Source organism: Methanobrevibacter sp., from assembly GCF_030539555.1.
Lineage (GTDB): Archaea > Methanobacteriota > Methanobacteria > Methanobacteriales > Methanobacteriaceae > Methanocatella.
On record NZ_JAUNXX010000001.1, the window covers coordinates 117,904 to 133,099 of the forward strand.

Genomic DNA, 15,196 nt, shown 5'->3' on the forward strand with positions numbered 1-15,196 from the left:
GCAATACTATCTTCAAAGTCCAAGTCAACTTTATCATCATATTCCCGAGCAGATTCATCTTTAACATCCGATTTTAGCTCATTTTCAAATTCTTCATGAGCAATACTATCTTCAAAGTCCAAGTCAACTTTATCATCATATTCCCGAGCAGATTTTTCTTTAACATCTGATTTTGAATCTTTTTTAAATTCTTCTTGAACAATACCCTCATCAAAGTCCAAGTCAACTTTACTTTCTTCAACAGGTTCTCCATTAACCTCATCCGCTTCATCAGGATTTACATCAACTTTACTTTCTTTGACAGGTTCTTCATAACTATCAAATACGAAGGGTTCATCTTCATCATCCAAGACCCTTTCATCATCATGACTGTGATCCACATAAATGTAATCATCATCAGAACCCAAATCAACTTTGTCATCATCACTTTGAGAATCAGATGAAATATTTTTCGCTGCTGCGGCTGCTCCTGCTGCAAATTTTACATTTTCAGAATTTTTATCCAGTGATTCTTCGAATTCTTTTTCCAAATCAGAATTTTTACCTAAATCTTTAGTAAATTTAAGTCCTGAAAACAATGGGTTTTTATCCATTTTTTCTTCGGAATCATCTCCCTTAAAGAAGGATTTTATTTTTTCGCGTATTGGATTTGATGATTTTTCATCGGTAGCTTCATCAGAGTAGTCTTTTTCATCTTCCCAAACTTCTGCATTGTCTTCTGGTGAAATTCCTTCATCATCTTCCCAGATTTCCGCATCATCATTTTGAGGGGAATCGTCATCTTTTAATTCCCAAACTTCAGCATCATTCATGTTACTGGTTTCATCAGCTGCATTAACATCCTCTGAAACAAAGTCTGATTCTTCTTGAACATATTGTGCATTTTCAGTTTTAACTTCTTCGTGAGAATCAACAACAAATTCTGAATCATTTTCTACATAAACTTCGTTAATGTTTTCATCCTCAACACCAACAAACTCAGAAGCATCCTCCACATCAGAAGTCTTTTCTTCGTTTATTGATTTTTTAGGAGATTCCTCTTCAAAGAATTCGGAAGGATCTATTTCGCCTTCATCAGTACCAACATCCTTAAAACTGATAAATTCAGAAGCATCTTCCACATCAGAAGTCTTTTTTTCGTTTATTGATTTTTTAGGAGATTCCTCTTCAAAGAATTCGGAAGGGTCGATTTCGCCTACATCAATAGGTTTTTCCATGATATCCCCATCGTCAACCTTTTCAACTTCCACAAAATCGCTTGGTCCAATATCTTCAGGATTTATTTCAGCTTCTTCCTGAGCTTTTCTTTCAGCTTCCTCTCTTTCACGGGCCAAACGTAATTCTTCAGCTTTTTTCTCAGCTTCAAGTCTGCGTTTTTCGGCTAATTTTTTAGCCTCTTCGGATTTGCGCCTTTCCTCTTCACGTGATTTTTTGATAGATTTTTCAACGAAATCTAGGAGTTTTTTACGACCCAGGTCCCTGTTTCTATACCAGTCGGTTGACCATAAATGGTACAGTTTCCAACCCAGACCTGTCAGCACCTGTTCACGGAGCCTGTCCCTGTCACGGGCAACTTTGCTTGAGGAATACATTTTTCCATCTGTTGTGATTCCCAAAATATATTTTCCAGGATTTTCATCATCGACAATAGCCAAATCAACTCTGAATCCTGCACATCCAATTTGTCTATCTACAGTGTATCCATTTTCCTCTAAAAAGCTTGCTATAGCGTCTTCAAACGGTTCCCTGCTGTGGATTTCAGGACCGTGTGTTCCCAAGGTTAAGTTTTCAGCATATTCCAAAAATTCCTTTAAGGATTTTACACCATATGGAGGGTTGGCTGTTAGTTTCATGTCGTATGCCTTGAAGTTTGAGAATACTACACATTTTTCTCTTGCACGTGTAATCAGAACGTTAAGTCTTCTTTCCCCTCCGTCCTGATTTAAAGGACCGAAGTTGAGTGACATCTTTCTGTCATTGTCATAACCGTAACCTACACTTATCAGAATGACATCCCTTTCATCACCCTGTATTGTTTCAAGGTTTTTGACGAAGAAATGCTCATCACGGTTATCTGAGAATAACGGTTCATACTGAGGGTTTTCCTTACGCCTGACTTCCAGTTCCTCAAGGATTGCATTCTTTTGGGCTACGGAAAATGTTCCGACACCAAGACTTTTTGTATCACCATACTTTTCAAAGTGATTGAATATTTCTTCTACAACGTCTTTTGCTTCCAGAGGATTTGCAGATGATGAACCCCTGTCGTATGCTGTATTTGGATTATAATGTAATTTCAGACCTAACTCAGGGTCTGAATGTGATGGGGACGGATATACCAGTAAATCGTCATCATAAAATTCCCTGTTTGAGACTGCAATCAATGATTCGTGACGGGACCTGTAGTGCCATTTAAGCATTTTGACAGGGAATGAGAGCTTACATAAGTGCAGTATGCTTTCCATGTCCAGGGAAGTCGCTTCCTCTTCATCGCTGTCCGCATCGGACATCTGATCGAAAAATGAAGTTGGTGGCAATTGCTGGGTATCTCCCATTACGACAGCTGTTTTTCCCCTCATGAATGCTCCTAAAGCGTCTTCAGGTTTTACCTGACTTGCTTCGTCAAAAATAACTACATCAAATTGCAATTCCTCATTGGTCGGATCGAGATATTGTGCGATGGACAACGGACTCATCATAAAACAAGGTTTGATTTGCTTTATCATTCCGCCGGCTTTTTCAAGGAGTTTTCTGACTGGCATGTGTCCGCTTTTTCTTGTGAATTCACCTGCAAGTATTTTGGCTTGAGGGTTTTCAGTTCCGCCGAATATTTTTGGTATGTTGCTATTGAGTTTATGATAAATTCTCTTTCTGTTTAAAACCAGGATTTTTTTATCCAAATCCTTGAATTCACGAATTCTGTTTTCATGCAGTTCCCCGATGAATGTGGCCAGTTCCTGATTTTCAACGAATAATATGTTTAAAAGTGAGTCTGCAAAGTTTCCTTCTACCAATGCTTCTATATCCTCTTTTTTGATGTTTCTTTTTTCAATTGAATCGACGAATTTAGATGCATTTGAGCTTTTCAGGGCATTTTTAGTATTCAGGTATTGGGACCATAAATGAAGGCTTGACAGCTGTCCTCGCCATTTGTATAACTGTTCCTGCCATGCCTCAAAACTTACATCTCCTGTTTCTCTTTTGAATATTAATTTGCTTCTTGGATTTAATTTGTCTTTAAGTTTGGAAAGTACGCTAACAAATTCCTCTCCTGAATCTATGTAATCGGCAAGGTCCCTTTCTGGATTAATGTCAAAGAGGTCTTTACTCATCAAATCAATGGTATTTTGTGAGAATGTTCCTTCACGCACCAGTGCTGAAAATTCATTCATCCATCTTGCAATTGATTTTAAATCATTAGGATCTGCATTCAGATGCCAATATGCACCATAGTATTTTTCACCTAATGACCTGTTTGCTTCTAGATTATTTCTTATTTTAATAACAGCTTTTGCCTGCTGCAAATCCCTTATGATTTCATCAACACTGCCGTTGACGGGCACTGCATAGTACCTTTCGACAAGTTCTATGTGCTGTTTGTTGTTAAAGAACCTGAATTTTTTGTTGGAAATGTTTCGCAACTCGTATATCAGACGGTCAATATCTGCCTGAAAAATGTTTTGGTTGAATCTATTTAAAATTCCGGAGTATTTCTGATACCTTTCAAGCTCCTGTATTAATCTGTATGCATCATCATTGTTATTATTCCATGCCCCTGATTTCAGGATGCTTCCGTCTATCAGCTCGGCATTCTGAGACTTTATAATTTCAAAAGCTGAAAGTGAATTCTGAAACTCGTTTAGAGTATCCGGCTTTTTGATTCCATAAATGTCATATACCCTTCCACGTTCCACCAAAAAGTTATCAAGGGAATGGAGAGTATCGTTGATAAGCATTTCAATTTCCCTTAAGTCTGCAGGTAAAAGACTTTTAGGAGAACATTTGCTCCACGGATTCTCTTTGGAAATTGTCTGATAAAGCTCAGCCAGGTTTTCCAAAGACACCTTCATGTCATCCAAATCTTTTAGAGATATTGTTTCGGGATTCTGAAATCTTACCAAAGGCATTATTGCATTTTTGCGGGCAAAATGATCATCTGCAGATTCTTTCATCCCATATAACTGGAACGGTGACAGATTAACCGCAAAGGCAGGGCGGTGAATGATTTGAGAATAGTCATCAAGCTGGCGACGTAGAGTCTCCAATTTACGGATAGTCTGGTCAATGTTCAACGGCTCCTGAGCCCTCACATTAGTTGCCTTTTGCAGGTCTTTAAGGAATTTCTTACGTCTGGTCTTATGGGAATGCAACTCCAAAACAAACTTGCCCAGACCCACGCCTGTCAGCCTGTCCTTTACAACATCTAGTGCAGCCATCTTTTCTGATACGAATAAAACTGATTTGCCTTCAGCCAGAAGCTCAGCGATTAAATTAACAATAGTCTGTGATTTACCTGTTCCCGGAGGTCCTTCAACGACCAGGTTTCTTCCTGCCTTGACATCCTGTATCGCTGCAATCTGAGAGGAATCAGCATCCAGAACCTGATACATGTCCTGATATTCAAGTTGTGAATCAATATCCTCTTCCCTAAATGCCTCCTGGTCATTTTTGGCGGGGTTGAAAATCGCCTGTATCAGTTCGTTTTTGGTCAAATCAACATTTTCAGCCCATGATTCCGGATTCAAATCATTATACATTACGAATTTTGTAAAACTAAAGAAACCTAATGCCACATTACTGTTTACTTCCCATCCATCCATTCTGCTGACTGCACGGCGCACGCTTGCAATATAATGATCTATAACTTCCCCATATCTTTTAAACTCAAAATTAGGAAGTTCAATACCTGCCTCCAGCAGTTTGGCCTTAAGTGAAATGTTGGTCTGAATATCCTCTCCAGTCCATTCGAGGTTGAATGATTCTCCAACTTTTTTTCTCTCCATTGCAACAGGAATCAGCACAAGAGGAGCATTGTTTTTCTGTCTTGGTTTTGATTTGTCTTTCCACTCAAGGAACCCAACAGCCAAATACAGAATGTTATAACCCTGCTCCTGAAGCATTGTTTTAGCCTGGTTGTTGATGTAATAGAGTCTTTTCTGAAGTTCCTTTGGAGTCAAATCAGTGGCCAACTTCTTGTCCCCTTCAGAAAACTTGGAAAAATCAAAGGGAATGTGATCCCACACTGAAGACTTGTCTTCCTTCTTGTCCTTTTTATTGGCTACAAAATACATTTTGTTTTCCTGCAGCACCAATGTCTGAAAAAGGTTTGTAGGGGATTGATTTACTACAGTGATGGTTTTAGCCCTTGTTTTAAAGTTAAGAAGCTGATTTCTTAAAGTTAAATCTAAAAGCTCTTTACGTAAATTCTTAAATTCCTTCTCGATTATATTTGATGATTTGTTTAACATGATGACCCTTTGTAGTGTTTAAAAATACATTATATAATTATAATAATATATATTAATAAACTTTTCTAAATATTGCAAAACCAAATAAAAACAATGAATAATAAGATAATTTACAATTAAAAATAAAAGTAATACTTTTATAAAAAAATAATTTATTTTTTTGATTTATACGGTCCAAAATAGTTAATTTTTTCACTAGCAATCAAAGAAGCGAAGTTACCTGCTTGTTTTGATGATTTAGCTTTTAATCTTTGAGAAATATATGCCGCCATATATGTGTCCCCACAGCCTGTCGTATCAACAACACTACCGCATCCGACAGCATCAATTTTTATCTCATCATCTGAAATAATTCTAGAACCATTAGACCCGTCAGTTATAACCATCTCATCCACATCAAAGCGGTCTGACACAATGCTCTTTTCAGACTCATCCAAAAATATTATAGAAACCCCTTTTAAAATGCTATGCAATTCATCGAAGTCCTGCAAATCTATTGTGAAATTTTCATTTGCTTTATCAAAAGGTGTTCTTAAAAATCCCTGCAAGGATATGAAAACAGGAATCTCAAAGGATTTCAAAAATTCAACAGTTTCGACAGGAAAATCAAAACGATTCAAAGGATTTAAAACAAAACCGTCAATGTTTTCAGGCAAAATATCTTCCAAATCCCCTTTCAAAATAGGGATGTCAGCAAAATTACTCAACTGCCTTCTGATGTCCAAATCATCAGGAAAAGGATATTCATTGATGAAAAAATGAGTATTGTCCTTTTTAATTATTTTCACTTTATCAGGGTCTGGAAAATTACAAGCAAATTTATCATCTGCACAGTTCACAATAGCCAAATAGTCCGGATAAAACTCTTCAAAAACAAATGACTGAAAATAAGTTGCCCCACCTGTTTTGGAGTACTTATCCTCACCAATAATAACCAGATCCTCTGTAACAGGACCAATAACCACCAGAGTCATGAATATCAATCCTAATCCAATTCTATTGTAATGTCTACAACATGATGCCTGTTTGAAATGACATAGATTTCCTTTTTGATTTCCTCAACATTCTCCACAAAGTCAACGTCAACCTTCAATGTCATGACCGAATCGATGCCGTCCAAAGACCAGATATGAAAATCATCAATCCCATTGACACCCTCAATCGCCATGATTGCATTTTTAAATTCATTTACATCAAAGTTGTCGGGTGTCTTTTGAAGAAGGACTTCAACTGACTTATACAGATTCCTTCCAAGATTAAATATTAGCCATAATGCTATTCCAATTGATACGAAAGGATCCAGATATGGTGCTCCATCCCAGAACATCAGCACCAGACTTAAAATCAGAATTGCAATCCATTCAAAGACGTCCCCCAGCTGATGAAACAGGATTGCCTTTTCATTGAACGTCTCGCCCTCATGGAGCTTGTAGACTGAAACTGATTTGAAGACAATTCCGACAACTGCCACCAAAAGCATTCCCCCGGCATCAACTCCTTCGGGTTTGAATAAACGTGGAATCGCTTCCTGAAGTATCACCAAAGCCATGACAATAACAAAAACGGAAATTATTACTGCACCGAGAATTGAAAATCTCTGATAGCCGTAAGAGTACTTGTCGGTTGAATCTTTTTGCGCCACATGCTCAAGCACCCACGCAAGAGCGATTGAAATTGTATCTGACATGTCATGAATGCAGTCTGCCAATATGGCCATACTGTTTGTTGCAAGACCTCCTACGATTACAAGAATATTGAATGTCAGGTTCATGAAAAACACGAACGCCAGATTCTGACCTGCCTTTTTGTGATGTTGATGCATATCAATTCTCATAGTTATTAATATTTGAGGTAATACAATAAAAAAGTTATTTAATCTGGAGAATACAAATATTAAAGTTATATTTATATAATTAAAAAATGTAAATTATAATAGTGATATAAAATGGCATTAATTGGAACAACAATATTTTCTCATATTTTACCTGTAATTTTAGGATTTTTTGCAGTCGTGATGATTATTTCCGGTTCTTTAGAAGAAAATAAAGGAAAATTAGCTTTAGGAGCAATATTATTCGTTGTAGCTTGCGCATTCCCATATGTAATTTTAAGCATTCTAGTCTAGAAGCCTTACTTCACCGGAATGCAGACTGGTTCCAATCAACACTTTTTTTATGCCCAATGATTCAAGCTCACCTAGGGAATCCTTATTCAAACCACCTGCTATTATCAGTTTATCTTTCATGTCAGAGAACTTGTCCAAAAGCTCCTTATTGTAACCCTTTTCCGTGCCGACACCAGTAATATCCAGAAGGATTATTTCATTGGGATCAAGCTCCTTTAGGATTTCCTTGAATTCCAGCAGGTTCAAGTCAATGTGTTTTGCCAGAAGCTCATCGTTTTTGACATCGACACTTATCACTATTCTTTCTTTGGGATATTTTTCAAAGATTTTTCTCATCTCATCGATGCTTTCCAACGTTTCTGTTGGAATTATTATTTTATATGCACAGTCAAGGAAGAATTCGAATGATTCGCAGTTTTTTACGCCGCCGTCAAAGATTACCGGCAGAATTGTGTTAACCATCTTGATGTCTGTGATGTTGTGTCCCTTTGATTCTATCAAGTCCAAATCTGCAATATACATTTCATCGGCACCGTTGAGTTTTAAGCCCTGGGCTATTTCAACGGGGTTTGATGATGGTGCAAATATTGTCCTCAATGGCTGGTAGGTATCCCTCATGCCGGATTTGCCGCTTACGGCCTGGTGCTGTTTTAGGTCTATGACAGGTATTTTCTTAATCATAATATTAAGTTAGGAAAAACAAGTATTAAAAAATTTGTACACAAGGAGGTGAGAAGAGCCGAATTGTTCTTCAGCCCCTCTCGAGTATACTAAAAATAATGATCAATTTCGATTAATAACAAATATGTTATGAACCTCTATTTAATTAATTTATTTACATAGTATATAAATGTTACTGAAGTTTAAAAAAATTAAAGTAAACTTGAATATATAATTTTTAATAAAATAGAAAAAACTTTAATAAAAATTTAATTCAAAATATGATTAATTATACAAATTAGATAAAAATTTAGGAAATTTTGAAATTGGCTTTTTTAAAGGGCTAATAAAACGTAGTTTATAATAAAATCAGATTGATAAAGTCAAATTGAGAAAAATAAAGTAAGAAGTTTGAAGTAAAAAAAAGAGGGAAAATTGAAAGATAGTATTACGTGTTTGTCGATATATTGCTAAGCTATTGAGATTACTTCAAACCTAATTAATAATAGAACATAATAATATAAATACTTTTTTATAAAAAAGTATTACTTAAATAGTAACAATTTTAAAAAAAGTATTACATCAATTTTAAAAAAAAATAATCAGACCCTAAAATTGTCATCAATATAAGAATCAAACTTCAAATAGGCTTCATCGATTGCCTTGATGATTTGGTCTTGAGTGATCTCTGAAAGCTCATCAAAAATGACTCCAACGTCAACATCAACGTCCAACTGTTCGTTTTCATAGATGATAACGATGTCCAAGTCCAAGTCTTCCAATTCTTTGGTGGAAATTGTTTTTGAAACTTCACGTTCAAGAATTTCACCGAAATCGTCAGAAATAGTTGACAAATCTTCATTAGTTAATACTTTTAACTTTGACATAAAAATCCAAAAAAAAGAAATAAAGAAAATAAGCCTATTGGCCCATTCCTTGCATTGCAGTTTGAATAGTGTTCTGCATCTCTTCAAGTTTTTTCATGACTCTTTCCTCTTGGCGAGCCATGGTCTGTTTTCTTAACTCGAGAGTTTCTAATTTATCTTCCATTTCAGCTAAAGCATCAGCATATTCCACTTTAATAAGTAAAGTGCCTGCCTGTTTGAATACTTCAGTATTTTCATCGGTTTTTTTGAGTTCATCCAATGCTTTTTCAGTTTCTTGAATTTGAATTTCAACATTTTGAACCTGCATGGTTACAGCCTGAGCCTGTTGTTGTAACTGTTGAAACTGATTTAATTGATGTTGAATATTTTCAGGAATCTCCATAATATCACCTTGTATTTTATTTTATAATCATATGAACATTAATTTGTCAAGTTATTTATTTCCAATGCCAGTTTAATCCACTTTATTGCAGAGTTAACAGAAGCCCTGAAGGATGTGGAATCCTCCGCGTCAATGTTAATCAGTATTTTAGAGCCATCCAGATTTATTGTCATGGATGACCTGTAATCCGGAGCCGTATCAAATTCCAAAATAATTGAATCATAAATTATTTTAGCCTGAGAGTCGCTTTCAAATTCAATAGCTATGTCACTTTTAACAGATTCAAGAGGGCTTTCATCAGTCATTAGCTACCTCTAAAACTTTTTTAACGTTGATTTGGAAATTAATCCTATCGCCGAACTTGTTGATGAAGTTGATCTTAGCTATCAAATCGTCACTACTAGAGATTAAGATATAATTATCCTCTGCATTATCGACAAGCTCAATGTCCAGAATTTCACTTAAAACATCGAGCCTTTTAACTTGTGAAACCATTTTCAATTTGGATGGAGCTATATTCATCTTGTCATTTTCAGCAGAAGCTCCGATGAGAACTGCAAGTAAAATTTCACCTTTGTTTGAATAAAATGTTATTTTACTTGGATTTCCTTTAATCTCATTTACAATTGCCAAGTTAAATTCATCTAATTGCAAAGCCTTCAAAAGAAGCTCACGCATGTTCATTTTTCCTCTATTGACGGATGTTGAACCTGTTGCATGTGCCAAATCTTTACAAAACTTTCTAGTTTTTTGAGAAGGTTTTCTAGAAGTTGAAATTAACATATAAAATCAAAAATAGTAAAAAATATAGAAAAGCAGATGTGATTATCTTGCTTTTATAACTCTAGTTGTCTCTGGAACATTCTTGAATAAAATCCTATATCTGCATTTAGGACATTTATTTTCCATGTAGCTTTTATGGTCTACTTCAGCTCCACAACGTGGACATCTATACAACGTCTATTCCTCCACTTTAATGTCTCTGATACTGCGTGCAGCAGATTTTGCCATAGGAGTTTGAGGAACGTAAGCTCCACCGGTGAATACTGCACCACATTTTCTGCATTTCCAAATTCCAGCAGCTTGTCTTTTTACATAAGGTCTATCACATTTAGGACAAACATGATTCTTTTTCATGTTTTCTTCGATGATTTTAACAGATCTTTTTGCTTTTCTTCCGTATCTTGCACCAAACCTTCCTGTGATACCTACTTTTTTAGTTCTTGCCATTTAATATCTCTCCATAATAAATAAAATTTAATCAAAAAATGTAAATTAATTTAATTTACATAGATTATCTAAAATAATCATAAAATTATCTAATATGATAATATAGTATTTACTTATATTTAAAGGTTTGCTAAAAATTAGTTAATTTAATAAAAAACAATGATATTGGAATAAAATATATATAATTTTGATGAGAATCACTTCCCCCTATAAATCAGTTATTTTATCAGATGCTCATCAAAATATAATATTAAAGAATATCCAACTAGTCAAGAGTTGGATAATTAGGGCTTTCATTAGTAATTAACAGGTCATGAGGATGAGATTCCTTAATTCCACTGCTTGTAATTCTAACGAAGTTTGCTTTTTCCTGCATTGCCTTAATATCTTTTGCACCACAATAACCCATGGATGATTTCAAACCACCCACCAATTGGAATAGAATTTCTGCAATTGTACCCCTATAAGGTACAGCGCCTTCAATTCCTTCAGGAACATATTTAGTGTGGTTCATTTTACTTTTATTTCCTTGGAAGTATCTGTCTGATCCTCCATCATACTCACTGGTCATCGCACCCATGGATCCCATTCCACGGTATTTTTTGTATTGTTTACCGTTCATAACAACAATATCACCAGGAGCTTCAAGAGAAGCGGCAAGTAAGTTTCCAAGCATTACTGCATCAGCACCTGCACCAATAGCTTTAGCAACATCACCGGAGTATCTGATACCACCATCAGCAATTACAGGGATACCTGAATCCGCTGCAGCATCAGCAACATCTGAAATTGCAGTAAGTTGTGGTACACCAACACCAGCCACAATACGAGTAGTACACATTGAACCCGGACCGATACCGACCTTAAGCGCATCAACACCCATGGAAATTAAATCTTCAGCAGCTTGGGCGGTAGCAATGTTTCCCACACACAATTCCGCATCAATATTATCCTTAATGGTTTCAGTGAATTTGACCACATTCATGTTATGTGCATGAGCACAGTCAATGGAAATGATATCCGCACCAGCCTCATCAAGTGCCATTGCCCTGTCCAAATCAAACGGACCGCATGCAGCGGCAACCAAAAAGTTACCGTCATCATCACGGGCGGCATCAGGATACTGATTTTGGTTTAGGATATCCTTAATAGTGATAATTCCAACCAATTTGTCATCGTGGACAACCGGAAGTCTTTCAACTTTATTTTCATAAGCAACATTCAACGCTTCTTCAGCAGAAACCCCTTCTTCGACAGTCACTACATCAGAAGTCATTATATCCTTAATTACAGTGTTAGGTTCGGATTTTAAAACCGGTCTGATATCCCTTTTTGAGATAATACCCATGATTTTATCACCATCAACCACCGGCAAACCACTGATGAGCTCATCACGCATTAAAGATAAAGCTTCTGTAACAGTTGAATCCGGAGAAATGGTTATAACATCACGAATAGTCAAATCTTCAGCATTTTTTACCTTTTTGACTTCCTCAACCTGCCTTTCCTGTGAGATGTTTCTGTGGAGTACACCTACACCACCTTGCTGTGCCATGGCAATTGCAAGTTCCGCTTCAGTTACGGTATCCATAGCTGCGCTTAAAACAGGAATGTTAAGTTTAATTCCTTTGCCCAGTTCAATTTTGGTATCAATGTCCTTAGGTTCCACATAACTTGCATTAGGGGTTAAAAGAAAATCATCAAAAGTATAAGACATTCTTGCTTCCTGAACTTTTTTTGAAAATGACATAATTACACCTGATTAGAATGAATCCAATAATTCTTTAAGCTCAGCTACGGCAGTGCGGTGTATTTTACCAGTATTTCTGTCACCACCCACACATGCAGCTCCCCTGATACCAACTACATCACAACCTATGTCATGTAGAGGTTTTAACTGTTCTTTTTTAACAGAACCTGCAAGTGCGGTCAACAAATCGTAACTGTGAGCCTCTTCAACAAATTCCTTTAATTGGTCAATATCCAAATAATCAAATAAGGTATGACCGTCTTTAACTGCAGTATCCAGCATTGCAAGGTCGCATCCTGCATCTTTTGCCACTTTTGGAATTTCCATAGGATCGACCGCACCTACACGGTGAGCATCAGCATAACCTGCAGCCACAATAATTGTATCTTCACTAACATCTTTTACAGTTTTAACAACATTTTCCATGACTTCAACAGCTTCGTCATGGTCTTTTGTTCCGTATAATCCAACTTTAATGTAATCCGCTCCGGAAACGTGAGCGCCCATTGCCGCAAGGGAAACAGTACCTGGTTTGTAAGGTACATCACCTAAAGTAGCGCTTACAAGCTTGTCTTCAGGAGTCAATTCCCTGATTTCTTTTATAACCCATGGGAAATTGGCACCCAGGGAACCTTCCTTAGGGTTTTTTACATCTACAATGTCTGCTCCACCTTCAATTGATTCAAGAGCTTCTTCACGATTTATAGGACTTATTAATAGAAGCATGTATTTCCTCCAATAAAATATAATATTATAATATAATAATATTACTTCTTTATTATTTATAATAGTATTGGTTTTATTGAAAATTTTTAAAAAAAAGTAGAATTAATAAGGTGAATCCTTATTGGATACATTATCTTTAATTATGCCGTGAGCTTTCGGATAAAAACCGACATCTGCTGATAACTTTCTCATGTTTTCAATAATTTCATTAGTGGGAATTGCCACAGGACAGTTTAGTGTGCACAATCCGCATAAGGTGCACATGTAGAGGCCTGAATTGTAGCATGTCTCATCATCCTCTATGAATTTTGACATCGCAACACCACGGCCGCCCAGGTAGTTATTGAATCCGAATTCATTTCCTACGGCATTGTATACCGGACAGTGAACAACACAGTTTCCGCAGCCTATGCAATAAAGACATTCTGGAGTTGCTTCACTTCTTCCATTATCCAGAAGTATAACCACAACCTTTTCGGCACCGTACATATTCTTTAAGAGTTTTTTCTCAATGTCTGCTGTTTTTGATGGGCCTGAAATTACGTTCATGTATGAGGTCACATAGTTTCCGGTTGCAAAAATTGTCTCAAGCTTTACAACGGAGATTGCGTCCTCCAGACAAGGCACTATTTTATCGATTCCAGCTACAATTATATGCAAATCTTTTAGTGAAACTATTGAAATATTACCCTCATTGTGCACCATTACAAGGGACCCCTCTTCGGACGCTATTGCATTGGCTCCACTTATACCTACATTGGCATTTTCAAGGCGTTTTAGCACATCACTTCTTACAGTTTCCATGATTTCCCTGGCCTCGGGATGAACTTTAACGTCCAGTGATTCATTGACAATGTCTGTAATCTTTGATATATTCAAATGGGAAGCTGGTCCTGTCGGATGAACAGGCTTATTGTCGGTTTTCTTAAGCTGCAGAATCCGATCTCCCAAATCAGTTTCGACAACATCAATACCCGAATCTTTCAGATGATTTTTAAGATTGATTTCACCCAACGTATTTGATTTGGCTTTGGCTATTGTAGTGCAGCCATATTCTTCAAGCAATTCGTCAATGATGTTCAATGCATCCCGTGATGAATCGGCAATATTAAAATCGATACCATTGCGTTTAAATGACTCCAAAACCTGGCCAAAGAGCTCTTCATTATGTTCGATGGAATATTTTTTGATTTCCCGGACTCTTTTTGTCAGCCTTTTGGTGGAGGGTGAGTCCTTAATGGTATTTGACCTTTTTTTAACTGTGTTGAATGATTTTCTCATTGTTTCTAGTTCACTGGCTTTCATCCATCTCACCATATTCCATTAAGAATTCTGTCAAATCAAGTACTTTCAAATCATCATTTTCAAGATTGAGCTTGCAGAAAGGACATGAGGTTATAAGTATCCCGCATCCTGTCTCTTTTGCCTGGGAAATTCTTGTTGATGCCATCTGGTCTGCAATTTCGGGATATGCTGATTTTACGCCCCCTCCGGCGCCGCAGCATAAGCTGTTTTCATGGCTGTTTTCCATCTCAACCAGATTTGCAGCTGACCTGATGACATTTCTGGGTTCGTCGAATACATTGCAATGACGTCCCAGGTGGCAGGAATCATGATATGTAACGTCCAAATCCTTCTTAGACACCTTAAGTTTTCCATCGCTGATCAGTTCATCCAGCAATTGGGATATGTGAATAACATCAAGACCTTCATAGTCATCTTTCAATGTCTTATAGCATCCCGCACAGGAAGTGATGATTTTTTCTCCTTTTAAAATCCCAGTATTCTTTTCAATCTGATTTTTGGCATCATCTATAAAACCGGTTCTAAGCAAAACAGATCCGCAGCATTTCTCATCTTCCAAAATGTGAAAATCAACGCCTGCAATTTCCAGAAGCCTTTCTGTTGCTTCGCCAATGGCTGTCTGTTTTTCCCGTGCAGTGCATCCTCTAAAATATAACATGATAA

The 15,196-nt window shown here is 36.7% G+C and carries 15 protein-coding genes; 1 reads left to right on the forward strand and 14 read right to left on the reverse strand.

What is annotated here, in order from left to right; genetic code table 11:
• The 3 genes from Q4Q55_RS00515 to Q4Q55_RS00525 form a co-directional block, all read right to left on the reverse strand.
• Positions 1-5,468 (reverse strand): DUF4011 domain-containing protein (locus Q4Q55_RS00515; RefSeq protein WP_303370869.1); only part of this gene is annotated, 5,468 nt, incomplete at its 3' end.
• 152 nt (positions 5,469-5,620) lie between these two features.
• On the reverse strand, positions 5,621-6,442 hold the full coding sequence (locus tag Q4Q55_RS00520; protein WP_303370870.1) for a PfkB family carbohydrate kinase: 822 nt from the start codon (positions 6,440-6,442) through the stop codon (positions 5,621-5,623).
• A gap of 11 nt (positions 6,443-6,453) precedes the next feature.
• Positions 6,454-7,302, reverse strand: a complete 849-nt coding sequence (locus tag Q4Q55_RS00525) for a cation diffusion facilitator family transporter (protein WP_303370871.1) — start codon at positions 7,300-7,302, stop codon at positions 6,454-6,456.
• A 111-nt stretch (positions 7,303-7,413) separates the two neighbouring features.
• Between Q4Q55_RS00525 and Q4Q55_RS00530 the strand changes: the two genes are divergently transcribed.
• The gene (locus Q4Q55_RS00530) at positions 7,414-7,593 is read left to right on the forward strand and encodes a hypothetical protein (protein ID WP_303370872.1); all 180 of its coding nucleotides are present in this window, start codon (positions 7,414-7,416) and stop codon (positions 7,591-7,593) included.
• On the opposite strand, the gene Q4Q55_RS00535 is transcribed toward Q4Q55_RS00530, so the two are convergent.
• From Q4Q55_RS00535 to Q4Q55_RS00585, 11 genes are all read right to left on the reverse strand, one after another.
• Positions 7,585-8,274: a HisA/HisF family protein gene (locus Q4Q55_RS00535; RefSeq protein ID WP_303370873.1), complete on the reverse strand. Its 690-nt coding sequence runs from the start codon at positions 8,272-8,274 to the stop codon at positions 7,585-7,587. The genes Q4Q55_RS00530 and Q4Q55_RS00535 overlap by 9 nt on opposite strands.
• Before the next feature lie 581 nt (positions 8,275-8,855).
• Positions 8,856-9,140, reverse strand: coding sequence for a DUF3194 domain-containing protein (locus Q4Q55_RS00540; protein ID WP_303370874.1), 285 nt, complete (start codon positions 9,138-9,140; stop codon positions 8,856-8,858).
• A gap of 34 nt (positions 9,141-9,174) precedes the next feature.
• A complete protein-coding gene (locus Q4Q55_RS00545; RefSeq protein ID WP_303370875.1) occupies positions 9,175-9,522 on the reverse strand; it encodes a prefoldin subunit beta in 348 nt (115 codons plus the stop codon).
• Between the two features lie 38 nt (positions 9,523-9,560).
• Entirely contained in the window at positions 9,561-9,827 is a 267-nt protein-coding gene (locus Q4Q55_RS00550) for a KEOPS complex subunit Pcc1 (RefSeq protein WP_303370876.1), read from the reverse strand.
• On the reverse strand, positions 9,820-10,305 hold the full coding sequence (locus Q4Q55_RS00555; RefSeq protein WP_303370877.1) for a Brix domain-containing protein: 486 nt from the start codon (positions 10,303-10,305) through the stop codon (positions 9,820-9,822). Before Q4Q55_RS00555 ends, Q4Q55_RS00550 begins: the two co-directional genes overlap by 8 nt.
• A gap of 42 nt (positions 10,306-10,347) precedes the next feature.
• Positions 10,348-10,479, reverse strand: a complete 132-nt coding sequence (locus Q4Q55_RS00560) for a DNA-directed RNA polymerase subunit P (RefSeq protein WP_292608962.1) — start codon at positions 10,477-10,479, stop codon at positions 10,348-10,350.
• 3 nt (positions 10,480-10,482) lie between these two features.
• Positions 10,483-10,752, reverse strand: a complete 270-nt coding sequence (rpl37A, locus tag Q4Q55_RS00565; RefSeq protein ID WP_292874571.1) for a 50S ribosomal protein L37Ae — start codon at positions 10,750-10,752, stop codon at positions 10,483-10,485.
• A gap of 265 nt (positions 10,753-11,017) precedes the next feature.
• The gene (gene guaB, locus Q4Q55_RS00570; RefSeq protein ID WP_303370878.1) at positions 11,018-12,502 is read right to left on the reverse strand and encodes an IMP dehydrogenase; all 1,485 of its coding nucleotides are present in this window, start codon (positions 12,500-12,502) and stop codon (positions 11,018-11,020) included.
• A gap of 12 nt (positions 12,503-12,514) precedes the next feature.
• On the reverse strand, positions 12,515-13,228 hold the full coding sequence (locus Q4Q55_RS00575; protein WP_303370879.1) for a (5-formylfuran-3-yl)methyl phosphate synthase: 714 nt from the start codon (positions 13,226-13,228) through the stop codon (positions 12,515-12,517).
• A gap of 102 nt (positions 13,229-13,330) precedes the next feature.
• A complete protein-coding gene (locus tag Q4Q55_RS00580; RefSeq protein WP_303370880.1) occupies positions 13,331-14,533 on the reverse strand; it encodes an LUD domain-containing protein in 1,203 nt (400 codons plus the stop codon).
• A complete protein-coding gene (locus Q4Q55_RS00585) occupies positions 14,520-15,191 on the reverse strand; it encodes a (Fe-S)-binding protein (RefSeq protein ID WP_303370881.1) in 672 nt (223 codons plus the stop codon). The genes Q4Q55_RS00580 and Q4Q55_RS00585 overlap by 14 nt, the downstream gene beginning before the upstream one ends.
• Positions 15,192-15,196: the final 5 nt, after the last annotated feature.

Excerpts from the sequence above, each read along its gene's own strand:
- Q4Q55_RS00520 (WP_303370870.1), bottom strand. The coding sequence starts at position 6,442 with ATGACTCTGGTGGTTATTGGTCCTGTTACAGAGGATCTGGTTATTATT.
- Q4Q55_RS00525 (WP_303370871.1), bottom strand. The coding sequence starts at position 7,302 with ATGAGAATTGATATGCATCAACATCACAAAAAGGCAGGTCAGAATCTG.
- Q4Q55_RS00530 (WP_303370872.1), top strand. The coding sequence starts at position 7,414 with ATGGCATTAATTGGAACAACAATATTTTCTCATATTTTACCTGTAATT.
- Q4Q55_RS00535 (WP_303370873.1), bottom strand. The coding sequence starts at position 8,274 with ATGATTAAGAAAATACCTGTCATAGACCTAAAACAGCACCAGGCCGTA.
- Q4Q55_RS00540 (WP_303370874.1), bottom strand. The coding sequence starts at position 9,140 with ATGTCAAAGTTAAAAGTATTAACTAATGAAGATTTGTCAACTATTTCT.
- Q4Q55_RS00545 (WP_303370875.1), bottom strand. The coding sequence starts at position 9,522 with ATGGAGATTCCTGAAAATATTCAACATCAATTAAATCAGTTTCAACAG.
- Q4Q55_RS00550 (WP_303370876.1), bottom strand. The coding sequence starts at position 9,827 with ATGACTGATGAAAGCCCTCTTGAATCTGTTAAAAGTGACATAGCTATT.
- Q4Q55_RS00555 (WP_303370877.1), bottom strand. The coding sequence starts at position 10,305 with ATGTTAATTTCAACTTCTAGAAAACCTTCTCAAAAAACTAGAAAGTTT.
- rpl37A (WP_292874571.1), bottom strand. The coding sequence starts at position 10,752 with ATGGCAAGAACTAAAAAAGTAGGTATCACAGGAAGGTTTGGTGCAAGA.
- guaB (WP_303370878.1), bottom strand. The coding sequence starts at position 12,502 with ATGTCATTTTCAAAAAAAGTTCAGGAAGCAAGAATGTCTTATACTTTT.
- Q4Q55_RS00575 (WP_303370879.1), bottom strand. The coding sequence starts at position 13,228 with ATGCTTCTATTAATAAGTCCTATAAATCGTGAAGAAGCTCTTGAATCA.
- Q4Q55_RS00580 (WP_303370880.1), bottom strand. The coding sequence starts at position 14,533 with ATGAAAGCCAGTGAACTAGAAACAATGAGAAAATCATTCAACACAGTT.
- Q4Q55_RS00585 (WP_303370881.1), bottom strand. The coding sequence starts at position 15,191 with ATGTTATATTTTAGAGGATGCACTGCACGGGAAAAACAGACAGCCATT.